This window comes from Chryseobacterium sp. 2987 (assembly GCF_031456375.1).
Lineage (GTDB): Bacteria > Bacteroidota > Bacteroidia > Flavobacteriales > Weeksellaceae > Chryseobacterium > Chryseobacterium vaccae.
Genome location: NZ_JAVDUN010000001.1, coordinates 783,788 through 806,364, shown reverse-complemented (window position 1 = coordinate 806,364; position 22,577 = coordinate 783,788). Strand labels below are relative to the sequence as shown.

The following is a 22,577-nucleotide window of genomic DNA, read 5'->3' as shown; positions in this document are numbered from 1 at the left end:
ACATTCTCAACAATATTATATAATCATTCAAATGAAAGCAGTCATACTAAAAAAACAAGGAGATGTTGACCAATTATCAATGGTAGAACTCCCTATTCCAACACCCAATGATGATGAGGTGCTCATCAGAGTACATGCAATAAGCATTAATCCCACAGATATCTATGCACGACAAAACCCTGCATTAGACTACATATTTAACAATGAAACCCCCAAAATATTGGGTTGGGATATTTCGGGTGTCATTGAAACTATAGGAAACAATGTCAGCACATTTACTGTTGGTGATGAGGTGTTTGGTCTACTCAATTTCCCAACTTTTACAACAGCCGGACACGCTAAAGCTTATGCAGAATATGTAGTTGCCAACATAGCTGATATTACAATAAAACCAGATAATATCTCCCATGATGAAGCTGCTGCTGCAGGCATGGCAGCATTAACTACCTGGCAACCACTCATTAAAAATTCTATAAAAATGGGCGATCGTGTACTTATAACCGCAGCAGGTGGCGGTGTGGGGCATTTTGCAGTGCAGTTTGCCAAATATTTTGGTGCTTATGTTATTGCTGTAGCTTCCGGATCAAAAAAGGATTTGGTGATGAGTCTTGGAGCAGATGAATTTGTCGATTATCAAAAGACTGACTTGTTAGAGGTAACCGAACCGGTAGACTATGTTATTGAAGGATTGCGGGATGAGCATATCCAAAAAACCCTTAGTATAGTGAAAAAAGGAGGTACATTATTAAGCCTATGGTCTCACATTGAGGGAAGCGAATGGAAAAAGCGTGCTAAAGAATTAGATGTGCATGCCTATTACAATGCCGTTGTTTCAAACGGGAAAGATATGACCGCCATTGCAGGATTAATGAAAGAAGGTTTAGTAAAATCACATGTTTCCAAGAAGTTTAAACTTGAAGAAATAGCTCAGGCTCATACAGAACTTGAAAAAAATCACACTGCAGGTAAAATTATCGTCAATCCGTAACAATAAAGCTTTAATGAAAGTCTTAGAAATTGTACATATTCAATGTTACAAGCATTAGATTATCTATAAACCGATATTAACGAACTTACAATAAAATTTAAATAAAATGTCAAAATTAAAAGAAAAAGCAGCCTTCGTTACCGGAGGAACTCGCGGAATGGGAAAAGCAATTGTAGAACGCCTTGCAAAAGAAGGCGCAATGGTTGCCTTCACTTATTTAAACTCAGAAAGCAACGCTCAGCAAATCGTATCTGATATTGTTGAGGCCGGAGGAAAAGCAGTAGCCATAAAAGCTAATGGAGCAATTCAAGGAGCTGTAGAAAGTGCCATCGAAGAAGCTGTAGCAGCATTTGGCAGGATCGATATACTGGTCAATAATGCTGCTGTAGCCGTAAACGGTCCAATTGAAACTGCAAGCGAAAGAGCAGAAGCATACAATAACCAGATCGATGTAAATATTCGTTCTGTTGCCGAAGCCGTTAGAACAGCACAGAAATATATGCCTGACGGAGGAAGAATCATCAACATTGCCTCGGTTGGTGGAATCAGGATTGGCAGTCCGGGTATGTCTGATTACATAGCCACAAAAGCCGCTGTTTCTGCTTATACCCGAGGTCTTGCATGGGATCTCGCGCCCAGAAAAATTACAGTGAACAGTGTAGAGCCGGGAGCTACGGAAACTGATATGCTGATTAATGCTGATGAAAATATACGCCAGTATCTTATGGAATCCATTCCATTAAAGCGCTTTGCTCTTCCAGAGGAAGTAGCATCTTTGGTTAATTTCCTAGCAGGTGATGAAGCAGGATACATCACAGGCAGCAGCTTTAAAATTGATGGCGGTATTTCCGCATAATTGATTTTGAACAATATAAAACAGGACAAGGTTTTCAAACTTTGTCCTGTTGTTTAAATAGTTCATTGTATATTATTAAAAATAGTTAAGTATGAATGTTACGGTATGTGAACTCAGTAATGACAGAAAGAAATTTTTAGAAGACTGGCGAGAACTCCAAATTTATCTCAACCAAAATAAGACAGATTTATTACTCTTACCTGAAATGCCTTTTTATTCATGGTTTGTTAATAGCAAAGAGGTCTCAGAAGATGTACAGCAAAAAAGTGTAGAACAACATCAGTTTTGGCTTAAGGAAGTAGAAAAGCTTGAGGCCAAGTATATTATTTATTCTGCTCCCGAGACTCTTGGTACAAAATTTTACAATACGGCATTTGTTTTTCAAAAGGGAAAAGGCCATCGGAAAATTCATACCAAAGCCCTTTTTCCGGAAGAAGATCATTTTTGGGAAGAAAGCTGGTTCGACAGAGAAGACAATATTTCCTTTGAGACAGTTCAGCTTGATGACTTGAGAATTGGTGTGCTTATGTGTACTGAACTGTGGTTCACAGAAAGGGCCCGTCAATATGGAAAACAAAATGCAGATCTATTGTTATGTCCCAGAGCAACGGGGAAATCTTCTGTTGAACAATGGTTAACAATTGGCAGAGCGTCAGCAATTATATCGGGAGCCTACTGTTTGAGTTCAAACAGGTCAGGACAAAGTGCTGAATTCGATTGGGGTGGCACAGGCTGGATTATAGAACCGATGACTGGCAATTTGTTAGAATCAACCACCCCGGAAAGAAAATTTGTTACTCATTCCATAGATTTAAAAAAAACAGCGCAAGCAAAGAAAGAATACCCTCTCTATGTTAGAGATATCAAACGTTATCTCGAAAAGGAGTAATATTATCTTTTCTTGATACCATTAAACTCTGATCGAATAACATCATTGTAAAATATCTTTGCAAATTTAGTAAGATTATCGGATTATATTAAGCAAATATATATTTGAATGCACACATTATATTTTCAATATTATTCACTAATATTCTATGAATCATTGATTAAATCTTTACTCAACCGATAGAAAAAGGTGGAAGCCAACCATGGTCTAACAATACATATTAGATAATTACATTTACCTAAAAAGTAATTTGCAAATAACTTTACAATCACAAGTGATCAAATGTTAAAAATTTGGAATTGCAAACTCCTTTTTAATTTGACCCAAACCAACCAAATCATTGATAAAAGTGTTTGAAGATACGCTCGTTAAGGTCACAAAAAGCCAAATGGCGCCAACTAAAGACAGTTGACGCCATTTTTTTTGCTTTTAATTACAGAACCCAGATTAATCATTTTTAACTTGTACAAGAATTCAATTATTAGATTTTCACCACTGCTCGCCCCTGCATTTTCCCACTGAATATTCTATCAATATATTCGTGCAGTTCTTCAAGACTTATTTCTTTGGATAAATCATTAAGCTGCTGAGGTTTCCAATCGGTTGATAGATGTTCCCAAACTGAAAGTCTTTTTTCTAAGGGAATTTCCACGCTGTCAATACCTATTAATTGAATGCCTTTAAGAATAAAAGGAAAAACGGTTGTATTAAGTTCTCCGCCACCCACCATTCCACATGTTGTCACAACTCCATCATAATGGAGGCTTTTAATTAAGGTTGCTAAAATATTGCCTCCCACAGTATCAATCGCTGCTGCGAAACGAGGTTTGAGTAAAATTTTTCCGCTCTTATCTTCAAAATCTTGTCTTGATGTAATCTCTGAAGCGCCTAGTGCTTTAAGGAATGGTGTAGCTTCATCTTTTGAACTAATTGCGGCTACCTGAAATCCTAATTTTGCTAAAATAGCAACCGCTACCGAACCTACTCCTCCGGTAGATCCACTTACCGCAATTATTCCGTTTTCAGGTGTAATTCCGTTACGAATTAATGCCTGTATCGAAAGGCCAGCAGTAAAACCAGCTGTGCCGTATATCATCGCTTCTTTGGTTGAAAGAGTTGTGGGCAATTTAATCACCCATTCCTCAGAAACAATAATGTACTGCCCAAATCCGCCATCTGTATTCATACCCAAATCAAAACCGGTTACTAAAACTTTATCTCCTTTTTTCCAGATTGATGAAGAGGAAATCTCAACCGTTCCAGCAGCGTCAACACCCGGAGTATGGGGATATTTTCTTGTTACTCCTTTATTTCCTTTGGCAGATAATGCATCTTTATAATTAAGAGAACTGTACTCTACCTTTACCAATACTTTGCCTTCCGGTATATCTTCAATCTGCTTTTCTACAATTTTTGATGTATAAGTTCCATCTATTTGCTCTGCAGTTTCTAATGCTTTAAATATTTTTACCATAATTCAAATTTATCTGTTAATAGGAGGAAGAAGCATCTTTGGTTTCGAACTTTAAATTACGAAATCTTGCATTATCTTGTAACAACTCAACATCATAACCATTTTTCTTATTCAGATAGATCTTAATTTCAGCATTTTTAAATTGTCCTGACATTAGATGTCCTGCAAATTTCTTATCCTCAGAGATAAAGTGGAAATGAAACGGAGAAAGATCTACATTACTTAATAAAGAAGGAGTAAAATAACCTACCATCGTTCCCTTTATATTCTCTGATTTATACTGTGGTCTTACTTTCATCAAAGTAGCAAGTTCAGTTGTATCGCTTGCGGAAATTGGGTCTGCTCCACCCACCCTGATATTAGAAAAAACAGTTTCTATCTTAATCGCATACGGTAAATTTTGAGTGTCTAAAATTTCTAGAATTTTTTCTTCTAACTCTTCCAAACTTCCCGTAAAAACTATCGTTTTCTCTAAATCTGCTTTAAAAAATGTGAGAGAAGTAAAAGGCGATTTCAAATCTTCAGAAACTACCTCCACTTTTCCTGATGGTGGAATCCTGTAAATAATTTCATCTAAGGCAATAAGTTCTCCATTCAGATGATTAAATGTCCCCAATCCAAAGTCTCCGTGTGTTTTTAATTCTTTTACCGTATGAGTTCCTTCATAAATACCTCTTCGCATAGCATCAATCATAGAATAATGCCAAATCCGTTCTTGCTGAGATTTTTTTTGGCTCTTACCCTTCTGTTGTGCAAAGCCAGACACAGAGCAGAATAATGCTAAAAGAGACAGATTAAATATTGATTTTTTCATAATAATTAAAGCTGATTGTAGTTATTAAAGCCTATTTCTTTTCATAATAATTATCCTTTCCCTCAATCCAGTCAGTTCTGGAGGGAGCGAAGAAATCAATATCAATCGTGTCGTCTTCCAACGCCGTAAAACTATGCGGTGTACTGGGTGGAATAATTATCCCGTCACCAGCTTTTACGATATATTCTTTATCAAGAATTTCAACTTTCACACTTCCTTTTGTGATAAGAGAATATTGCTCATTAATATGTTGATGAGTAGGAACTACAGCACCTTTTTTATAGGTGAAATACCCAATAGTTCCTTGTTCTCCTGAAATCATTCCACGGGTCAGTAATTCATTGACCGGCTTTGAGGGTAATTTTTTCAAAGTGAATGTCTGAACATTCTGCGCTGACAACATTGCTGCTGAAAGACTTGCTAAACTTAAAATTATCTTTTTCATTTTATTATTTTTATTGATTATAATTCTTGTTTAAAATTTTTCTTGCAGAATCTGATGCAATCACCAATCCACCAGCAAGCATAATAATATCTTTGATGACCAATCTTCCAGCACCCGACAAGTAAGGAAAACCGTGTTCCAAACCTCCTAAATTGGGTACATAAACCTCTGGTGTTGTAATGAGAAACGAAAGCGTCACAAGTGACATTCCGAAAGTGAGAATTCCACCTACGAGTCCAATTTTTGGAAACCAAACTCCGAACAAAGTCAATAATCCAATCACAACAATTGCGGTTCCCAGCGCATAAGCAAAAGTGTAAGTTCCGTTTTCAGTATTCCATTTGATATTGGCAGGAATTACTTCACCTTCTTTATTTTTATGCTCTTTATATTCTTCAGGGTGATTATAGAAAAAACTCATCACCGGACTGTTTGCCACAAAGGGAACAATGCCATCAGCTTCGTATTGGAAGGCTTTCAAACCACCAATCCAAGCCATTACCACAAAAATTGAAATTCTTAAAAAGTTGATAAAGTACTTTTGACTGTCAGCGATTATTTGAATTAAATTTTTCATTTTAAAAAGTTTTAAATTTTAATTCTAAACACTTTAAAAGGCTTTTTAAACTGCTCCTTTCCATCGTGAAACCAAGGCATTAATTGAATCTGAGAATTTGAGATGTATAGATAACCGTCATCTGAAATACTGTAACTATCCGGCCAAATCAGTTTTTCATTATCCTGAACAATCGTTGTCATCTTCAAATCAGGTGTAATTTTAACGATTGAGTTTTTCTCTAAATCACCCAAATAAAGGTTTCCTTTTTTGTCGAAAATCATTCCGTCCGTCGTGATGAATTTGCCTAAATCTTCCACACTTTTATTTAAAACATCTTCTGAAGTTTTAAAATCTCTAAGCAATTCGGTTTTAATTCTATACAATTTATTATCAGTCAAAGGCTTGAAGTATAAATATTGATTATCCGGCGTTAAAGCGATTCCGTCTGAATTGACTTTTAATAAAGAACCGTCACCTTTTTCAAGTTCAGTGCCTAAGGGTGAAAAATGATAGTTCGGGTCGGACTTCACAGCTGGAGAATTGGCTAAAACTAACTTAGATTCCCCATTTTTAATGTTCAATACAACGATTCCGCCCGTATTGGAATTTGTGAGATACGCAAAACCGTTTTTATTATCTACCCGGATATCATTGATGTAAACATCTTCTCCCACTACATTTTCCGGAAAGCGGTATATTTTTTCAATTTGATCATTCGCCAGATTGATTTTCAAAACCTTTGCACTGTTTTGATACACCTTTCCCAGTCCAATCCCTGCTGCGTCTACCACCCAAAGAAAGCCTTTATCATCCGTCACAACAGATTGTACCGTTACAAATTTATTCTGTCCGTCTCCACCTTTCTTGAAGCTGTTCCACTCTGCATCAGGATAAGGAACTGGTTTTCCATCTTTCACTTCAACTACTGAGTAAGAGTGATTTTCAAGCCAATATGGATAATTCACAAAGACTCTGTTGTCTTTCGAAACTGCAACACCTGTCAACTGATAAGTACTGTCAGCAAAAACTTCCTCTAACTGAGCATTTTTATCATTAGAAACTTTAGTATTCGATTGATTTGATTTCTGGTTTGAAGCCTTGTTACAATTAATCAACGAAAGCAATGCAACACCGATAATTGCCATATTTTTTAAGTTCATTTCTTTAAATTTTAGGATTAAATTTAATTAAAGTGTTACCACAATTTTCCCGACAGTTCTTCCTGTTTCCTGCTCCAGATGTGCTTCTCTCATTTGCCCGAAAGGAAATGTTTTTGAAACGTGAGGTTTTATAGCACTGCTTTCCAATAGGTTGGCAATTTGCTTCATATCGTCACCGCTTGACCGTACCAAGATAAAGTAACCTTTTACGCCTTTTGCCTCCGCTTTTGCAGTGACTTCTTCATTCAGACCAGTCGGAATACTGATAATAGAGCCTCCTTTTTTAGTTACCTCAAGAGAATTATCAATATTATCTCCGCCAATGGTATCCAAAACAAAATCGAATTCCTCATCGGCACTTTTCCAATCAAAACTATGATAATCGATATGTGAATCTGCTCCAAGACCCAATACGAAATCTTTATTTTTCAAAGAAGATGTTCCTGTCACTTTTGCCCCTAAATGTTTTGCCAGCTGAACAGCAATATGACCTACTCCTCCTGATGCAGCGTGAACCAACACATTCTGACCTTTTTGAATATTGGCGTTATGAACCAAAGCCTGATAAGCCGTTAATGCCACCAAAGTAGATGCAGCCGCTTCTTCAAAAGAAATGTTTTGTGGTTTTAAAGCCAATTGATTCGCCGGAGCTGCCACATATTCTGCATACGCTTTTCCGTGACCGGGAAAATTGACCATTCCGAAAACTTCGTCCCCTATTTTAAATTCAGAACTTCTGCTTTCTTCCACAATTCCTGAAATATCCCAACCTAAAATCAAGGGATTTTCTGTTTTAATTCTTCCATAAACTCCTTTTCCCTGACGGCTTTTCACATCGACCGGATTGATGCTGATGGCTTTTACTTTTACTAAAACCTCACTTTCGTTAATGGTTGGTTTTTCTAAATCAACATATTCTAAATTTTCTACGCTTCCTGCTGTTTTTAATACAATTGCTTTCATACTATTTTATTGTGTAAATGTTTATACTTTATTTTTAAATTAATTTTCACTCGGTTTCGCTCCTATTTTAAGCTTATAAATGGTTACCGGAAATTTCACTTTATCCACTCCGTTTTGAAAGACTGACAAACGATTCAACTGACCTGTTGGAATCCATAAATAACCATCTTCATCAATCCATAAAGCATCTGCCCAAAGCAATCTGTCATCTTTTATTACCAGAGTTTCTTTTCCTTCCGGACTGATTTTGATGATTTGTTTTTTATTAATATCACTTACATAGATATTTCCTTTGGAATCTATTGCTGTACCGCCTGTTGACGGTGTTTTGTAGAATAATGAAACTTTGGAAGACAGCTCGTCTGCAGTTAGTTTTTCATTATTTAAATATTGAGTTTCCACTTTCCACATTGGTCCGCTTGCAGGTTGGAAATAAAGCCATTTTCCATCAGGCGAAATTTCCAATTGGTCTGCGTGGATATGAACATCTTTACCTTCCATATCCTTTATAATTTTACCCTCAGCTTTTATAGGAATAGCATCTGTTGTAGAAGGATGATTTTCCAAAACTCTCCTGCCCTTTCCTGTTGTTTTATCTAAGACAATCAAGGCAGGTTCACCGGCATCGGTCAGATAAATTGTATTACCCAAAACTCTCAAATCATCAATAAAAGTAGCAGTCTTGGAAACTTTGTCTAATGGAATAATCTGCGCAATCTTGTTTGTTTTCAAATCCACAGTAACTAATTTTGCAGCATTTCCAGATAGTGGATTTTTTCCCATTGAAGGAGTTCCTGTATCGACAATCCACAGAAAGCCATCTGATTCTACCCGAAGAGAGTTGGTTCTTACAAATTTCTCATTCACGTCGGCTCCGACTTCCCAATTGTTCCAATTTTCATCAGGATAGGGAATGATTTTACCATTTTTAAGAATTTCTCCGATTCTCATTCCTTTATCACCTTCAATCCTTGGAAAATTAACAAAGACTCTCCCGTCGGAACTTGTTGTCACGCCATTCCAAACCATATTGGAATTTGCAACTTGCTGCAGTTGTGATTTTGCAGAATTAGCAAATATTAGAAATAAACTCACTGCGACTAATTTCGTTTTCATACTTCTTGTTATTATTTTTTCAATGATTTTGATAGGACAAAGTTAGACTGAACACCTCTTGATAAATAGTCCATTTTGCGGAAAGAATAGCACAGATTTACAAAAACGAAAATCCTCCGCAATTGGAGGATTTTATTCTAAACCGTGTAAAAAGCTTTGGGAACATAATGATATCCTTTCTCATCTTTTTGAATGTAACCCAAACCCGGATAAGGCAAATGATCCCCAAAGAACAGTTTCTTTGTAGATGATAATTTTTCGAGTACATTTTTGCGCGTTTTAATACCCAGTTCAAAATCAGAATCAATTTGATTACCCCACTCTGGATGCTCAACCAGCATAATATGCTGAAAAGTATCTGCAATATGAACCAATTCCTCACCTTCGGATGAAATAGTTATAATCGTATGTCCAGGTGTATGTCCCGGAGCATGTTCCAACTTAAGAAAACCAAAAAGTTCTGCCTCATCGGCATAAAAATTAAGTTTAGTCTCAATGGGTTTGAAATGATCTCTTGCAAACTGGATCTCAAAATCAGAAAACTGGTTTTTTGTACCTTTCGAGAAATCCGGTTCTTCGGACATCCAGAAGTTGTATTCTGTTTCCGAAATATAATATTGTGCATTCTGAAAAACCAATATACCTTCTTTATCAATAACACCTCCGATATGATCCGGATGGGCGTGCGTGAAGACAATATCTGTGATTTCCTGAGGGCTGATTCCTAAATTCCGGAGGTTTTCAATTAATTTTCCAGTGGAAGGAGACAACATTACACCACTTCCTGTATCAATAAGGATGTTTTTTTCTCCATTTGTTATAAAGAGGATATTGCCTGCAAGCTCTATTTTATCCTGCTGAAGCATTTTGTTCGTAAAAAAACTTGTAAGGTTATCTTTTTCAATATTGGGCGCAAACATCGGCTGAACGCTTTCGATATTTATTACACCGTCTGTTATTACAGCCAAATCAAGTTGTGCCAATTGGAATTTTAAAAATCCAGAATTTTTAATGTCGTTCATTGTATTCATTTTTATAAATTTGTAAATACAAAATTAGAATAAGTAACTATCCGAAATATATTACTAACTTTTTAGATAGCACTATCATTAAAGTAAGCAACAACGAATTATGGCAAGAGTTACTGACGGCACTGAAAAAAAGACCTGTATGGAGATCATGCTTCCCATACAGGATGCATTGGAAATTCTGAAAGGGAAATGGAAGTTGCCTATTATCGTTTCTTTATCTTTCGGGAGTAAAAGATTCAGAGAGCTTTCCAGAGAAATACCTAAGATCACCGATAGGGTTTTATCCAAAGAGTTAAAAGAATTGGAAACAAATCATTTAATTACACGGACTGTTCACGATAGTTTTCCACCTACTGTGGAATACGAAATTACAGAACATGGCCTATCTTTGGAAAAGGTAATAATGTCTTTGAAAGACTGGGGTCTGGATCATCGAAAAAAAGTCACAGAAAAGTAGTTTAGACTTCTCTGTGACTTTAGTAAACCTATATTTAGGAATTAATTCAACTGCGATTTCCTGAATTCCAAAGGCTTCATTCCCGTCTGCTTTTTAAACAGCCTTGTAAAATAGGAAACATTTTCAAAGCCTAATTCGTAAGCGATTTCAGCGACTCCTTTTTCTCCCAACCTCAAAAGGTTTTTTGCTTCGGAAATCATAAAAATATGAATCAGTTCCATAGCGGTTTTTCCTGTTTCCTGCTTCAGTAAATCACTTAAATACCTTGGCGAAACAAAAAGCTGATCGGCTAAAAATGCCACATTCGGAAGTCCTTTTTTCTCAAGCAGACCTTCAGCTAAATATTTTCGCAACGCATCATTGAATTTTGATGCAGTCTTTCCGGAAACCTGTGCTCTGTCAATAAACTGTCGTTTATAATATCGCTGTGCATATTTTAAAATTGATGAAATATGGCTTAAAATAATGTCCCGACTGTATTCATCAGGATTATTAAAATATTCGCTCTGAATTTTCGAGTGAAGTTCCAGAATGATCTGCTCTTCTTTTGGAGAGAGATGCAAAGCTTCCGTTACTTCATAGTCAAAGAAACTATATTTTTCAATTTCTTTGAAAAGCTCGTGACCGTTCAGATAATCTTCGTGAATCATCAGCATATAGCCTTTTTCTTCAAACTCAAGATTTTTCATCTCAATAATCTGTCTTGGTTTTGCAAAAAACAGACAGCCGTTGTCGTGGTCATACGGTGTTCGACCGTACATAAAAATCCCTGATTTTATTTTTTTGAAAGCAATCACATAACAATCTGTGGTAAACTCCCTGTTCCCCAATTTGCACTCCGACTGACAGCCAATCATACTGAAAAGCGGATGTTCCGGAGCGTCCCAATGATTTCCCAAATGTAATTCGGTAAGGGTTTTGTAATGTTGCATCGGTTTAATTTTATCTAAGTTAAATTAATTTTACCGAAACTAAAGACAGAAATCATACTATCCTAAAAAAAGGTTGATGTATCCTGCCGTAAGCTCCGGATATTGATGTTGAGGACCGTGTCCTGCATCATTCAAAATAATATGCTGCATTGTGGGTGCATTTTTCAGTAGCGGAAACCAGTTTTCTGTCGCAAAGCTAATGTCGTGGTCACCGGAAATAACCAATACCGGAGATTTCAAGGTTTTATAACCTTCACGAAAGTTCAGTTTGTCTTCCTTAAAAAGACCTGACCCCGCAAAATACCTTTGAAAAACTTCCTGTGTTGAAGGAATCAATTCTCTGTCTAATCTTTCAGCAATTCTGTCGTGGGATTCTTTAGCTGCCTGCCTGCTTTTTTCGGAAGACGGCTCAAAGAACAAATAATATTCATCATCCAAATCATTGATTGGCTTCAAAGCATGCTCGAAAAATACAGGTTCGATCGGAATAGCATTTTCTCCCGGAGGATTAGTCCCGATTAAAACAGTTTTCAGCACTCTGTCCTGATTTTGAAAAGTAACAGCCTGCGTCACCAGTCCGCCATATGACCAGCCCAGAACATTAAATTTATCGATTCCCAAATGGTCTGCCAAAGCCGGAACCGTCTTTGCCACTTCTATAATATCCAAAGGAAGATCCCCTTCCGATTTTCCAATTCCAGGGTAATCAAAAAGAATAATCGTATTTTTTTCTGCCAAAGAATCTAAGAACAATGGATCCCAGGTATCCATTACACCTCTGAATCTGTTGATAAAAAATAATGGCGTTCCGTTTCCGAACTGTCTGTAAGCAATTTTGTTGTTGTTGATTGCTGCGAATTGTGTTTCTGCGTTTAAAGCGGTTGTTTTCATAAATATTAAGATTTTGTTTGTTATTTAATGATTCAAAATTGAGAATATTTGGTTGGAATTAATTTCACAAATCAGCGGAACACTAGCACAAAAAAACATTGTTATTTGCACCGCTGATTTAGATTTTAAATTTTAACTAATGGCCGTGAGCAGCGATACTCACTTCTTTCCAGTTTTGGATCTCGTTTAATCTTTTCGTGTAAACCTCATTTATAACGTGATAAGCAATTTTCCCAAACAATACTCTTTGCGGAGGATTTTGATTGTCGATAAGGTTTAAAACAGGTTCCACGGTCGCTTCCGGTTTTCCCCAGGTATCAGGATTGTCGCCAGATTCTGCAAAAGCCATACGTACCGGATTATAATCTGCAATATCGGAAGAAGTCTGAACCGCCGAAGCTCCTGCCCAATCTGTTGCAAATCCATTAGGTTCAATTAAAGTCGTTTTGATTCCCAAATGTGCAGTTTCCGAACCGATAGTTTCAATCAACCCTTCCACTGCAAATTTTGAAGCGTTGTACAATCCTAAAAGCGGCAAAGTCGTTAATCCCAAAAAGCTGGAAATCTGGATAATATGTCCGCTTTTCTGTTTTCTCATCACCGGTAAAACAGCCTGTGCTACCCAAAGTGAACCGAAAAAGTTGGTTTCCATTTGTTCTCTCGCCTGCTGTTCCGTAGTTTCTTCCGTTGTTCCGAACAATCCAAAACCGGCATTGTTAATCAAAACATCTATTCTTCCGAAGTGTTTTTCTACTTGATCCGTTACTTCAAAAACTTCTGAACGGTTGCTGACATCCAGTTTTAAAGGAAGAATATTGTCGCCGTATTTCTCTTTCAAATCCTGTAAGGCAGAAACGTTTCTTGCGGTTGCCACTACTTTGTCTCCTCTTTCCAAAAGTGCTTCAGCCCATAATTTTCCGAATCCTTTTGATGCTCCTGTGATAAAAACTATTTTACTCATTGTTTTAATTTTTTAGTGTTATTTAATGAAGCAAAGTTATCATCAAACTCAACGGAATATGTAGCTCATTTTAGCTGAAAAATAGCACAGAAATACGTTAAAAAGATTTCTAATTAATTAGAAAAGGCAGTTTGGCCTTAAAATTAGACTGTTTATCTTTAATTAATCATCAAAAATCTTTCAGAAAAAAATTCTGAAAGATTTTTATAAAATACTGAGATAAGAACTATCCATCAAAATTAATGTACAATCGTTTTTTTACTTACAATATTTTTAGGACTGTCACCAAATTGCTTTTTAAAAGCAAATGAAAAATGTGAAAGGTCTTCAAAACCAAGTTCAAAATAAATCTCATTGGGCTTTTTATGCTCGTGCTCCAAAAGATAACGAGCTTCCTGAAGTCTGCGATTAGTGAGCCATTTCCCAGGTGGAGTACCAAAAATAGTCTTGAATTCTCTTTTAAAGGTAGATAAACTTCGTCCTGAAAGATACGCAAAACGCTCAAGGCTGATATTAAATTTATAATTACTATTCATAAACAATTCCAAATCAGCCTTATGAGGACTATTGAAATTGAAGAAAATATCTTTTAAACTTGAGTGATTCTTTAACAAAATCATCAACAATTCTTCTCGTTTAACATCCACAAAAGTCGCTTCAATTTGCTCTTTTCCATTATAATAAGGTTCTAATGAATCGATGTAACTTTTAATCAATTTATCTTCTTTTGCAAACAAAAAAGAGTCATTATTGTCGGTAGCTTCCGCCTGATAAGGATGTCGTTCCAAAAATTTCTTTAAAAAAGCCTCGTCAAAAGCAATAATTACCTTTTCAAACTGCCCGTCTTCTTTATGCTTTGTATATCGTACGAGATGATTTTTTCTGGCGATACAATAATCTCCTTGTTTCATCGAATAGTATTTATAACCGTCGTAAGCTACCATAGAACCTTTCAGTAAAAACAAAAAGAAATGCTCCGGAATAAATTGCTCTGGAGAAATTTCCGGACCCAAATGACAAGATTGTATATTATTAAATTTCATCTTATTTATTTTATTGAAAAGACTTACCGCTGCATTTGCTCCTTTCCTTAACATTGATTTTATCTAAAAAAACTCAAATCATTCAAAAGCACTCAACTATTTATAGAAAAGCCAAGGCCATACTTAGATAAATCCCAAAACAAGATTAGGAAATGAGTATCTTCCTAAACAAAATTAAAAATTTTCATTCAAACTATCTGCGCTTGCCAAAAGTGCTTCTTCACGGCTTCTTGGATTCCAATGAAGAATAGTTCTCGCTTTATTATTGGATATCTCCTTGTAGAACTCTCTGCCAATGGGTTCAAGGTTTTTGATTGTTGATGTATATTGAGGTCTCTCTTTTTTGAATAACTCTGCAACATCATAAAAGCTCATTACGCCTTCTGAAGTGGCAATAAAGCGTTCTCCGCTAGCTTGCGGATTAAGCATTGCTTTTATATGAATATCAGCAACATCTCTCACATCTACAACACCCATTGTAAAAGTTGGCGTGTACTCTAAATTTCCTTTAAGAATTCCAGAAACGGCAACATCCAGTGAAGCAGAAGTAATGCCTCCAATTACAGGACCAAAAATTCCAACAGGATTGATAACCGATAGCTCCAAACCATTTCCTTGTTTTTCAATAAATTCCCAAGCCGACTGTTCAGCAATCGTTTTGGACTTGATGTAAGCAGGAAGTTCTACATTCGAATCCGTCCAGTCTTTTTCTGTAAAAATATGGTTTTCACTATTGATACTGTAACCAACAGCCGCAAAAGATGATGTTAGCACCACTCTTTTTACTCTTGCATCACGAGACGCTTTCAGGATACGAAGTGCGCCGTCTCTTGCAGGTATAATAAGCTCGTTTTCATCTTTCGGATCTTGCGCAGGAAAGGGTGATGCTACGTGAAGTACATAACCACAGTTTTTAACCGCTTCATCCCAATTTTTATCTTCGGTAAGATCTGCTTCATAAAAAGAAAGGTTAGAAAAATCTTCGATTCCGCCCTGTTGCAATGCTTTAATAATTACATCCTTTTTAGATAATGATCGAAGCGTAGTTTTCACCTTAAAATCTTGATGCAATAATTGTAAAATGATATGAATTCCTAAAAATCCTGTTCCTCCCGTTACCAAAACGGTTTTGTTCGTTTGTATATTTCCCATTATTAAAATTTATTAAGCAAAGTTGAGAATTAATTGTAGCGGTTATTTTGTTTTAAAGGTCAATTTTTATTTGTTCAAAAGGTCAGTTTTCCAACTTCAGGGTTTGTAATACTGTCAAAACAAACTTTAGCAAAAGCATTCTCTCTAAAAAGCCTTCCGAAAATAAATTCATAAGGCTTCCCTTAAAACTAAACACTTATATTAAAACACTTTATTAAATAGCCTGCGCCAAAGGAAAATCGATCGGAATCTGAGTGTTGGCAAATACATAATTAGTAAAGCTTCTCAGTGCTATCAAAGCAGTCAGTTCGATCAAAGCTTTTTCATCATAACCTGCATTGAAGAAATTTTCTAAAGCTCCATTTCCTGCATTTCCTTTGTGGCTTGCAATAGACTGAGCCAATTTGATTATTGCATTCAATTTAGGATTTTCAGAATTTCCCTTTCTGATTTCAATTGTTTCGTCTTCTGTAAAACCTCTCATTTTTGCTAAAGTTGTATGCGCCGCCAAACAGTAGTCACATTCGTTAACCTGAGAAACAATAAGATTGATGGCTTCTCTTTCTTTTCCTGTAAAGGATGAGTCGTGCGAAAGTGCAGCTTCCGTCTCTAACATCGACTTTAATGCGGATGAAGAATAACCGGTGGTTGCATACAAATTGGGAATTTTTCCCATTTTTTTCTCAACTGATTCTAAAATGCTCTGTGCGCCAAAACTCAGCTGCTTCTTTTCAGGTACTGTAATTGTTTTCATTTTTTATGATTTTTAAATGTTATTTATAACTAATTATTTTTCGAATTTTACTTCTTTGATATTGATAGACACCAAGACGAAATCTTTGTTGTAAGAGTTATCTTCATCATTCAGGACATAGATATTTCTTTTTGTGCCTGTTTTTATTCCCTCAAATTCTTGATATTCTTCAATGATTTGTGTTGCGGAAGAACCTCCTAAAACTTCAGGCCAATAGTCATGACGTTTTAAAAGTCCGTCTTGATTGAAGTAAAATATCTGTCTTTTGCTGTGAGTGGCGAAACCATCGGGATAAATTACTTCCAATCTGTCTAAAATTTCACCGTTCTCATTCCAGGATTCAAACTGATTAATTTCAATACCGGGAACCAGAAAATTAAATGGCGCTGTAGCATAATTCCACGTTGCATAGCTGGAAAAATAGATTAGTTGTGTTCTTGTCCAAGGGGTTTCCACTGTATGGCCTTTGAAAGATGCTCTCGGGTTTTCCAATGATTCAAGTAATTCCCCGTTTTCATCGAATAACTGAACTTTTCCGGGCTCAAAAGATGAAGTATAATTTTCTTTTAAAAATATTTTCCCAAATACTTTTTTGTTCTTTTAAAGAACCGATAAACTGTACATCGCTTAAAGCGTTTTCGTGCCCTTTCATTCCCCACACTGCCCCACCAATTTGAGTATGGATTTTTACCGTCTGAAATTCCGCAGCACTGTTGATTCCGTGAGCCGTCAAAACTTTGTTTACTAATGTCTGAGTTGAAGTTTCCATTTTTTTTAATTTTTAGGTGTTATTAAATTGTTTGGTTTTGTTGATACAAAGTTAGCTCCGCCCAATGCGTAAAGTGTAGCCCATTTCAGAGGAAGAATAGCACAGAATTACCTTTCGGTCAAAATCGTAGAAATGTATAAGACATTCCGTAAAATCGACAAGTCATTGGTTTCCACTTATCCGAACTTTGTCTAAGAAATTTTAAACAAATTCATTATGAACAATACAGTATTCATCACCGGTGCATCATCGGGATTGGGAAAAGCAACCGCCAAATTATTTCAGCAAAAAGGATGGAATGTCATTGCCGCAATTCGTTCACCGGAAAACGAAAACGAGCTGAATCTCCTTGAGAATATTCTTTTGGTAAAACTTGATGTGACAGATCCAAAGCAAATCCAAGAAGCAATTAAACAGGGAACAGAAAAATTCGGTTCGATTGATGTACTGTTAAACAGTGCAGGTTACGGATTAATGGGTGTTTTTGAATCTTCAAGCCCTGAACAAATTCAGAAGCAATTTGAAGTAAATGTTTTTGGTTTAATGAATGTCACCAAAGCCGTATTACCGGTAATGAGAGCTCAGAGAAAAGGAACAATCATCAATATTTCTTCGTTCGGAGGAATTACAGCGGGACCATTTGCCAGTTTATACAACAGCTCAAAATTTGCAGTGGAAGGATTTTCAGAGGCTTTACATTTTGAAGTTTCTTCGTTTGGAATCGATGTGAAAATTGTAGAACCGGGAAGCATCGCCACCAATTTCAGAAGCGGAATCGAAATGATTCAGAATACGATTGAAGAATATAATGCGGAATTGGCATCATTTATCCCGAAATTCACCAAGCGTACTGAACATCTGCCAAAAGCGAGCGCAGAAGAAGTTGCAGAAACTATTTTTGGTGCAGCAACAGATCAACTTCCCAAATTAAGATATGTGATTGGCGAAGATGCACAGTTTTATATCGATTTGAAAAATAAAAATTCTGAGGAAGATTTTCTAAAATTAATGCAGGAATAATCTTAAAACCTTTAATTTTAACTAAAATCAGAAAAATGTCAGAAGCTTTCATTTCCATCAAATCCGTTGCAGACCTTCATCGCTTTTATAATAGTGGAAGTCAAAAACATCCTTTGATCACGGTAATTGATCTGAAAAACGTAAGCCGATCCGATGAAAATTTTGCAGACTATCTTTACAGCCTTGATTTGTACACTGTTGTTTACAAAAAATTTAAGGGAAGTTTAAAATATGGACGCTCAAGTTATGATTTTCAGGAAGGAACTTTGATGTTTACTGCTCCCAATCAAGTAATGAGTCCAAGTGCAGATACAGAGATTGAGGAAGGCTGGTTTCTGGCATTTCACCCTGATTTTATATATGGTTCAACTTTAGCAAAGAAAATTCAGAAATACAGCTTTTTCCAATACGAAAGCAACGAGGCACTTCATATTTCGGAAGATGAAAAAGCTTTGCTTGATGAAGTGATTGTAAGAATCAAAAAAGAATATTCCCAGAATATCGACCGTCACACACAAGGTTTGATTTTAAATCAAATTGAAATGCTGTTAAATTACTCTGACCGGTTTTACGACCGACAGTTTTTTACCCGAAATAAAAATGGAAACGATGTTACCCAACGTTTTGAAACTCTTCTTAATGACTATTTCAATGATGAACAATTGATTGAAAAAGGTATTCCCGAAGTAAAATATTTCGCAGAAAAACTGAATCTTTCTCCCAACTATTTATCCGATTTACTTGGTAAATTCACAGGCAAAACAACAATAGAGCACATCCACCTTAAACTAGTGGATAAAGCGAAAAACATCCTGCTGGGAACTACGAAATCTATAAGTGAGATTGCTTATGAACTCGGATTTGAACATCCCTCCCACTTTACCAAAATTTTCAAAACCAAAGCTGGGAGCTCTCCACTGCATTTCAGAAAACAGTTTCCAGAGCAGAATTAATTAAATCGTTAAAGTGTTGCTGTGATGTTTTTCGGACTAAATCCAAACTGTTTTTTAAAGGCATAAGAAAAATGAGAAAGATCTTCAAAGCCTAAATCTACATAGATTTCCGAAGGTGATTGCTGTTTTTCTTTTATTAAAAAATAAGCTTCGTCCAGACGTTTCTGCAAAATCCATTTGTGTGGTGAAGAGTGAAAAATCTTCTCAAAATCACGCTTGAAAGTCGCTAAACTTCTTCCCGTTAGATAAGCAAAACGATCCAAATTGACGTTGTATTTGTAATTTTGAATCATAAAAGACTCCAAATCAATTTTAAAAGGTTCTGAAAAATCGAAGAGAATATTTTTGAGTTCAGGCTGTGTCTCGATTAAGATAAATAATAACTCTTTAATTTTAAGATCGATAAAATCTTTGGTAAGCAGTTTTGGATTTTCAATAATGGTTTGCAATGATGTAATATAATTCTGAAGCACAGCATTTACTTTAATAGAAACCAAAGGTTTTGGAACCTCAGAATGATTGGATGAAAAATGATATTCCTTTGCCATACTCTGTAAAACTTCCTGATTCAGATAAATATTCAGGCTTTCAAAAATTCCATTTTCAGGCGGACATTTGGTGAATTTTACCAGTTGATTTTTTCTAATCAAATTAAAATCACCTTCATTTGCAATGTATTTCTCCTGTCCATCAGATAAAACAAAAGTTCCCGACATCTGAAAAGAAAGTACGTGCTGAGGAACAAAATTTTCGCCTTTTCGGCTTACCTCGTGATAGCAGGAATAGACAATATCAGATTTTTCCATTTTGATTGAATGCTAAAAGACAAAGCATCATTTTTTGAAACAACGCTTTATTAAATGTACAAAATATTATTGTAGAACAGCTTTCGGTTCAAGATAAGCTTCTAAACCATACACACCGTATTCTCTGCCAATTCCGGACTGTTTGAAACCTCCAAACGGAACCATTGGGTCATGCTTAAAGCCGTTGATACAAACTCTTCCGGCATCAATCTGTGAAGCTACTTTCTGAGCTCTTTCCACATCAGAAGAACTGATATAAGCTGCTAAACCGTATGGCGTATCGTTTGCAATTTCTATCGCTTCTTCTTCTGTTTTGTAAGGAATAATGGATAGTACAGGTCCGAAAATCTCTTCTTGAGCAATTCTCATTTTATTGTTTACGTTGGTAAAAATGGTCGGTTTTACAAAATTTCCGGCTTCCAGTCCTTCAGGTTTACCTTCTCCTCCGGCTAAAACTATTGCGCCTTCTTCCAATCCGATTTTGATGTAATTTTGAACCCTTTCAAATTGTTTTACACTCACCATCGGGCCAACATTTGTATCATCATTTTGGGGTAATCCTACCACCACTTTTTCTGCGGTTGCTTTGGCGATTTCATTCACTTTTTCGATTTGATTTTCAGGAACCAAAAGTCTTGTTGGCGCAATACAGGCTTGTCCGCTGTTCATATACGCTCCGAAAATCGCTGTAGGAATCACTTCTTCAAGATTGGCATCATCCAAAATAATATTGGGTGATTTTCCACCTAACTCAAGAGTCATTCTTTTCATAGTATCGACAGCAGTTTTCGCAATAAGCTTCCCAATCGCTGTAGAACCTGTGAACGAAATTTTTGAAATAGTAGGATTAATAGTTAATTCTGTTCCAACTACATTTCCCAAGCCTGTTACAAAATTGATAATTCCTTTTGGCAAACCCGCATCGTGAAAGGCTTCCATCAACACCTGAGTCTGCAGACCGCTCATTTCACTTGGTTTGATAACGACTGTACAACCTGCGGCGAGAGCTGTGGCAACTTTACTACAAACCGAGCTGTTACTGGCATTCCAAGGAGTGATAATTCCTACAACACCGACAGGTTGTAAAAGGACTTTTGAAGAATTAATGGTTTGTTCAAATTCAAAATTTCGGATTGATTCTATCATTGAATCAAACCAAAGTCCTGTAAACTCGTTACTCATTGAAGAAAACTGAAAAGTTCCGCCGTACTCTTCAATCATCACTTCTGTAAAATCCTGCTTTCTTTTCTCTACTGCGGTTTTAAGTTTTTCAAGATAAGAAATTCGTTCCTCAACTGTAGATTTTGAAAAGTTTTTGAAAGCTTCTTTCGCTGCTGTGATGGCATTTCGGGTATCCTCTTCGTCGGCCAGAATTATCTCTCCTATTTTTTGGTTATTAGACGGATTGATTAATTCTAAAGCTTCAGTTCCGTGAGGTGTTACAAACTCGCCATTGATGTAAATTTTGTTTACTGTTTTCATTTCTAAAAATTTATAGTACAAAATTATTTGAGAAATGAAAGACAAACTTTGTAAAAAAGCTCAATTTTAGTTTGTAAAAAAGTTCAGTCTTTAATATTTGAATTTTATTTAACCGCCTCTTTTTTATACTGAACAGGCGTTACCCCAACCACTTTTTTAAATAATCTTGTAAAATAAGATGGACTTTCGAAGCCTAAGTCATAGGCAATTCCTGCAACATTATTTTCTGAACTCAGCAACAGATTTTTGGCTTCGCTGATCAAATAAATATGAACGTGTTCCAAGGCTGTTTTACCGGTTTCCTGTTTCAGAATATCACTGAGATAACGGGGAGAAACCGCAAGTTTTCCAGCCATAAAATTGACACTTGGTAAACCGTCTTCAATGTGTTTATTATCCTTGAAATAATCATCCAGAACCGTCAGGAATTTTTTAACCATACTTCCTGAAACATTGGTACTTCTGTCGATGAACTGTCTTTTATAGAAACGGTCAGAATATTTTAAAATAGAATCGATATGCGAAAGGATGATTTCTCTGCTGAATTCGTCAGAGTTTTCCTCATACTCTCTTCTGATTTTTTCATAAAGTTCCCACATAATCACTTCTTCCGAAGGCGAAATGTGAAGTGCTTCATTAATTTCATATTCGAAATAACCGTACTTTTTGATTTGCTCATTCAACGGATGTCCCGACAAATAATCTTCGTGGAAAAACATTACAAAACCTTTTTCAGCAAACTGAACATTACGAACTTCGATGATTTGTCTAGGTTTCATAAAAACTGCTGAACCATTGTTGTGGTCGTATTTGGTTTTGCCGTACAATACATAACCAGACTTGATTTTCTTCAAACCAATCATATAAAAGTCTCCTGTAAAACGGTCTTCACCGACAGAGTATGTCATTAATTCTTTGCAGGTCATCAAACTCAAAAGAGGATTCTTCGGAGGTTCGAAACCGCTTTTCTCGTGCAACTCTACGATGCTTTTATAGTGATTGATTTTTTCCATACTTAATTGGGGTTAGAAGTTTTTAAGTTTTATCAAATTTAGTAAATAA

The 22,577-nt window shown here is 36.1% G+C and carries 25 protein-coding genes; 6 read left to right on the top strand and 19 right to left on the bottom strand.

What is annotated here, in order from left to right; all coding sequences use genetic code 11:
- Positions 1 to 31: 31 nt before the first annotated feature.
- The 3 genes from J2Y40_RS03650 to J2Y40_RS03640 all read left to right on the top strand — a co-directional run bounded on the left by J2Y40_RS03650 (position 32) and on the right by J2Y40_RS03640 (position 2,733).
- Positions 32 to 988 carry an NADP-dependent oxidoreductase gene (locus J2Y40_RS03650; RefSeq protein WP_309997079.1) on the top strand — a complete coding sequence of 319 codons (957 nt, stop codon included), beginning with the start codon at positions 32 to 34 and terminating at the stop codon, positions 986 to 988.
- A gap of 106 nt (positions 989 to 1,094) precedes the next feature.
- Complete coding sequence (locus tag J2Y40_RS03645) at positions 1,095 to 1,844, top strand: SDR family NAD(P)-dependent oxidoreductase (protein WP_072953203.1); 750 nt, start codon at positions 1,095 to 1,097, stop codon at positions 1,842 to 1,844.
- Between the two features lie 91 nt (positions 1,845 to 1,935).
- Positions 1,936 to 2,733: a carbon-nitrogen hydrolase family protein gene (locus J2Y40_RS03640; RefSeq protein ID WP_309997073.1), complete on the top strand. Its 798-nt coding sequence runs from the start codon at positions 1,936 to 1,938 to the stop codon at positions 2,731 to 2,733.
- 481 nt (positions 2,734 to 3,214) lie between these two features.
- On the opposite strand, the gene J2Y40_RS03635 is transcribed toward J2Y40_RS03640, so the two are convergent.
- From J2Y40_RS03635 to J2Y40_RS03600, 8 genes are all read right to left on the bottom strand, one after another.
- Complete coding sequence (locus tag J2Y40_RS03635; protein WP_309997071.1) at positions 3,215 to 4,207, bottom strand: YhdH/YhfP family quinone oxidoreductase; 993 nt, start codon at positions 4,205 to 4,207, stop codon at positions 3,215 to 3,217.
- A 16-nt stretch (positions 4,208 to 4,223) separates the two neighbouring features.
- Positions 4,224 to 5,021 carry an acetolactate decarboxylase gene (budA, locus tag J2Y40_RS03630; protein WP_309997069.1) on the bottom strand — a complete coding sequence of 266 codons (798 nt, stop codon included), beginning with the start codon at positions 5,019 to 5,021 and terminating at the stop codon, positions 4,224 to 4,226.
- 31 nt (positions 5,022 to 5,052) lie between these two features.
- Positions 5,053 to 5,466 (bottom strand): cupin domain-containing protein, encoded by a 414-nt coding sequence (locus tag J2Y40_RS03625; RefSeq protein ID WP_309997066.1) that lies wholly within the window; start codon positions 5,464 to 5,466, stop codon positions 5,053 to 5,055.
- Positions 5,467 to 5,476: 10 nt separating this feature from the next.
- Positions 5,477 to 6,043 carry a reactive chlorine resistance membrane protein RclC gene (gene rclC, locus J2Y40_RS03620; protein WP_309997063.1) on the bottom strand — a complete coding sequence of 189 codons (567 nt, stop codon included), beginning with the start codon at positions 6,041 to 6,043 and terminating at the stop codon, positions 5,477 to 5,479.
- 11 nt (positions 6,044 to 6,054) lie between these two features.
- On the bottom strand, positions 6,055 to 7,185 hold the full coding sequence (locus J2Y40_RS03615; protein ID WP_309997060.1) for an L-dopachrome tautomerase-related protein: 1,131 nt from the start codon (positions 7,183 to 7,185) through the stop codon (positions 6,055 to 6,057).
- 27 nt (positions 7,186 to 7,212) lie between these two features.
- Positions 7,213 to 8,148 carry an NADP-dependent oxidoreductase gene (locus tag J2Y40_RS03610; protein ID WP_309997058.1) on the bottom strand — a complete coding sequence of 312 codons (936 nt, stop codon included), beginning with the start codon at positions 8,146 to 8,148 and terminating at the stop codon, positions 7,213 to 7,215.
- A gap of 39 nt (positions 8,149 to 8,187) precedes the next feature.
- Entirely contained in the window at positions 8,188 to 9,264 is a 1,077-nt protein-coding gene (locus J2Y40_RS03605) for an L-dopachrome tautomerase-related protein (RefSeq protein WP_309997055.1), read from the bottom strand.
- Positions 9,265 to 9,401: 137 nt separating this feature from the next.
- Entirely contained in the window at positions 9,402 to 10,286 is an 885-nt protein-coding gene (locus J2Y40_RS03600) for an MBL fold metallo-hydrolase (RefSeq protein WP_309997052.1), read from the bottom strand.
- 109 nt (positions 10,287 to 10,395) lie between these two features.
- Between J2Y40_RS03600 and J2Y40_RS03595 the strand changes: the two genes are divergently transcribed.
- Positions 10,396 to 10,752 carry a helix-turn-helix domain-containing protein gene (locus J2Y40_RS03595; protein WP_309997048.1) on the top strand — a complete coding sequence of 119 codons (357 nt, stop codon included), beginning with the start codon at positions 10,396 to 10,398 and terminating at the stop codon, positions 10,750 to 10,752.
- 41 nt (positions 10,753 to 10,793) lie between these two features.
- On the opposite strand, the gene J2Y40_RS03590 is transcribed toward J2Y40_RS03595, so the two are convergent.
- The 8 genes from J2Y40_RS03590 to J2Y40_RS03555 form a co-directional block, all read right to left on the bottom strand.
- Entirely contained in the window at positions 10,794 to 11,684 is an 891-nt protein-coding gene (locus tag J2Y40_RS03590; protein ID WP_309997045.1) for a helix-turn-helix transcriptional regulator, read from the bottom strand.
- A 57-nt stretch (positions 11,685 to 11,741) separates the two neighbouring features.
- Positions 11,742 to 12,575, bottom strand: a complete 834-nt coding sequence (locus J2Y40_RS03585; RefSeq protein WP_309997041.1) for an alpha/beta hydrolase — start codon at positions 12,573 to 12,575, stop codon at positions 11,742 to 11,744.
- Positions 12,576 to 12,711: 136 nt separating this feature from the next.
- Positions 12,712 to 13,536, bottom strand: a complete 825-nt coding sequence (locus tag J2Y40_RS03580; protein ID WP_309997039.1) for an SDR family NAD(P)-dependent oxidoreductase — start codon at positions 13,534 to 13,536, stop codon at positions 12,712 to 12,714.
- Between the two features lie 239 nt (positions 13,537 to 13,775).
- The gene (locus J2Y40_RS03575) at positions 13,776 to 14,579 is read right to left on the bottom strand and encodes an AraC family transcriptional regulator (RefSeq protein WP_309997036.1); all 804 of its coding nucleotides are present in this window, start codon (positions 14,577 to 14,579) and stop codon (positions 13,776 to 13,778) included.
- Between the two features lie 174 nt (positions 14,580 to 14,753).
- Entirely contained in the window at positions 14,754 to 15,731 is a 978-nt protein-coding gene (locus tag J2Y40_RS03570) for an aldehyde reductase (protein WP_309997033.1), read from the bottom strand.
- A gap of 214 nt (positions 15,732 to 15,945) precedes the next feature.
- Positions 15,946 to 16,485: a carboxymuconolactone decarboxylase family protein gene (locus J2Y40_RS03565; RefSeq protein WP_309997030.1), complete on the bottom strand. Its 540-nt coding sequence runs from the start codon at positions 16,483 to 16,485 to the stop codon at positions 15,946 to 15,948.
- Positions 16,486 to 16,518: 33 nt separating this feature from the next.
- Positions 16,519 to 16,977, bottom strand: coding sequence for a hypothetical protein (locus J2Y40_RS03560; RefSeq protein ID WP_309997027.1), 459 nt, complete (start codon positions 16,975 to 16,977; stop codon positions 16,519 to 16,521).
- Between the two features lie 49 nt (positions 16,978 to 17,026).
- Positions 17,027 to 17,254, bottom strand: coding sequence for a hypothetical protein (locus tag J2Y40_RS03555; RefSeq protein ID WP_309997024.1), 228 nt, complete (start codon positions 17,252 to 17,254; stop codon positions 17,027 to 17,029).
- A gap of 216 nt (positions 17,255 to 17,470) precedes the next feature.
- Here J2Y40_RS03555 and J2Y40_RS03550 point away from each other — a divergent pair, with 216 nt between their 5' ends.
- Both J2Y40_RS03550 and J2Y40_RS03545 read left to right on the top strand, forming a co-directional pair.
- Complete coding sequence (locus J2Y40_RS03550; RefSeq protein ID WP_309997020.1) at positions 17,471 to 18,274, top strand: SDR family oxidoreductase; 804 nt, start codon at positions 17,471 to 17,473, stop codon at positions 18,272 to 18,274.
- A gap of 35 nt (positions 18,275 to 18,309) precedes the next feature.
- A complete protein-coding gene (locus J2Y40_RS03545; RefSeq protein ID WP_309997018.1) occupies positions 18,310 to 19,227 on the top strand; it encodes a helix-turn-helix domain-containing protein in 918 nt (305 codons plus the stop codon).
- A gap of 8 nt (positions 19,228 to 19,235) precedes the next feature.
- On the opposite strand, the gene J2Y40_RS03540 is transcribed toward J2Y40_RS03545, so the two are convergent.
- The 3 genes from J2Y40_RS03540 to J2Y40_RS03530 all read right to left on the bottom strand — a co-directional run bounded on the left by J2Y40_RS03540 (position 19,236) and on the right by J2Y40_RS03530 (position 22,528).
- Entirely contained in the window at positions 19,236 to 20,033 is a 798-nt protein-coding gene (locus J2Y40_RS03540; RefSeq protein ID WP_309997015.1) for an AraC family transcriptional regulator, read from the bottom strand.
- Positions 20,034 to 20,099: 66 nt separating this feature from the next.
- Positions 20,100 to 21,515: an aldehyde dehydrogenase family protein gene (locus J2Y40_RS03535; protein WP_309997012.1), complete on the bottom strand. Its 1,416-nt coding sequence runs from the start codon at positions 21,513 to 21,515 to the stop codon at positions 20,100 to 20,102.
- Positions 21,516 to 21,619: 104 nt separating this feature from the next.
- Positions 21,620 to 22,528 carry an AraC family transcriptional regulator gene (locus tag J2Y40_RS03530; protein WP_309997008.1) on the bottom strand — a complete coding sequence of 303 codons (909 nt, stop codon included), beginning with the start codon at positions 22,526 to 22,528 and terminating at the stop codon, positions 21,620 to 21,622.
- Positions 22,529 to 22,577 lie beyond the last annotated feature (49 nt).

Excerpts from the sequence above, each read along its gene's own strand:
- J2Y40_RS03605 (WP_309997055.1), bottom strand. The coding sequence starts at position 9,264 with ATGAAAACGAAATTAGTCGCAGTGAGTTTATTTCTAATATTTGCTAAT.
- J2Y40_RS03575 (WP_309997036.1), bottom strand. The coding sequence starts at position 14,579 with ATGAAATTTAATAATATACAATCTTGTCATTTGGGTCCGGAAATTTCT.
- J2Y40_RS03615 (WP_309997060.1), bottom strand. The coding sequence starts at position 7,185 with ATGAACTTAAAAAATATGGCAATTATCGGTGTTGCATTGCTTTCGTTG.
- J2Y40_RS03565 (WP_309997030.1), bottom strand. The coding sequence starts at position 16,485 with ATGAAAACAATTACAGTACCTGAAAAGAAGCAGCTGAGTTTTGGCGCA.
- J2Y40_RS03535 (WP_309997012.1), bottom strand. The coding sequence starts at position 21,515 with ATGAAAACAGTAAACAAAATTTACATCAATGGCGAGTTTGTAACACCT.
- J2Y40_RS03545 (WP_309997018.1), top strand. The coding sequence starts at position 18,310 with ATGTCAGAAGCTTTCATTTCCATCAAATCCGTTGCAGACCTTCATCGC.
- J2Y40_RS03570 (WP_309997033.1), bottom strand. The coding sequence starts at position 15,731 with ATGGGAAATATACAAACGAACAAAACCGTTTTGGTAACGGGAGGAACA.
- J2Y40_RS03555 (WP_309997024.1), bottom strand. The coding sequence starts at position 17,254 with ATGGAAACTTCAACTCAGACATTAGTAAACAAAGTTTTGACGGCTCAC.
- J2Y40_RS03600 (WP_309997052.1), bottom strand. The coding sequence starts at position 10,286 with ATGAACGACATTAAAAATTCTGGATTTTTAAAATTCCAATTGGCACAA.
- J2Y40_RS03645 (WP_072953203.1), top strand. The coding sequence starts at position 1,095 with ATGTCAAAATTAAAAGAAAAAGCAGCCTTCGTTACCGGAGGAACTCGC.
- J2Y40_RS03590 (WP_309997045.1), bottom strand. The coding sequence starts at position 11,684 with ATGCAACATTACAAAACCCTTACCGAATTACATTTGGGAAATCATTGG.
- rclC (WP_309997063.1), bottom strand. The coding sequence starts at position 6,043 with ATGAAAAATTTAATTCAAATAATCGCTGACAGTCAAAAGTACTTTATC.
- J2Y40_RS03650 (WP_309997079.1), top strand. The coding sequence starts at position 32 with ATGAAAGCAGTCATACTAAAAAAACAAGGAGATGTTGACCAATTATCA.
- J2Y40_RS03640 (WP_309997073.1), top strand. The coding sequence starts at position 1,936 with ATGAATGTTACGGTATGTGAACTCAGTAATGACAGAAAGAAATTTTTA.
- J2Y40_RS03585 (WP_309997041.1), bottom strand. The coding sequence starts at position 12,575 with ATGAAAACAACCGCTTTAAACGCAGAAACACAATTCGCAGCAATCAAC.
- J2Y40_RS03595 (WP_309997048.1), top strand. The coding sequence starts at position 10,396 with ATGGCAAGAGTTACTGACGGCACTGAAAAAAAGACCTGTATGGAGATC.
- J2Y40_RS03550 (WP_309997020.1), top strand. The coding sequence starts at position 17,471 with ATGAACAATACAGTATTCATCACCGGTGCATCATCGGGATTGGGAAAA.
- J2Y40_RS03610 (WP_309997058.1), bottom strand. The coding sequence starts at position 8,148 with ATGAAAGCAATTGTATTAAAAACAGCAGGAAGCGTAGAAAATTTAGAA.
- budA (WP_309997069.1), bottom strand. The coding sequence starts at position 5,021 with ATGAAAAAATCAATATTTAATCTGTCTCTTTTAGCATTATTCTGCTCT.
- J2Y40_RS03635 (WP_309997071.1), bottom strand. The coding sequence starts at position 4,207 with ATGGTAAAAATATTTAAAGCATTAGAAACTGCAGAGCAAATAGATGGA.
- J2Y40_RS03530 (WP_309997008.1), bottom strand. The coding sequence starts at position 22,528 with ATGGAAAAAATCAATCACTATAAAAGCATCGTAGAGTTGCACGAGAAA.
- J2Y40_RS03540 (WP_309997015.1), bottom strand. The coding sequence starts at position 20,033 with ATGGAAAAATCTGATATTGTCTATTCCTGCTATCACGAGGTAAGCCGA.
- J2Y40_RS03625 (WP_309997066.1), bottom strand. The coding sequence starts at position 5,466 with ATGAAAAAGATAATTTTAAGTTTAGCAAGTCTTTCAGCAGCAATGTTG.
- J2Y40_RS03580 (WP_309997039.1), bottom strand. The coding sequence starts at position 13,536 with ATGAGTAAAATAGTTTTTATCACAGGAGCATCAAAAGGATTCGGAAAA.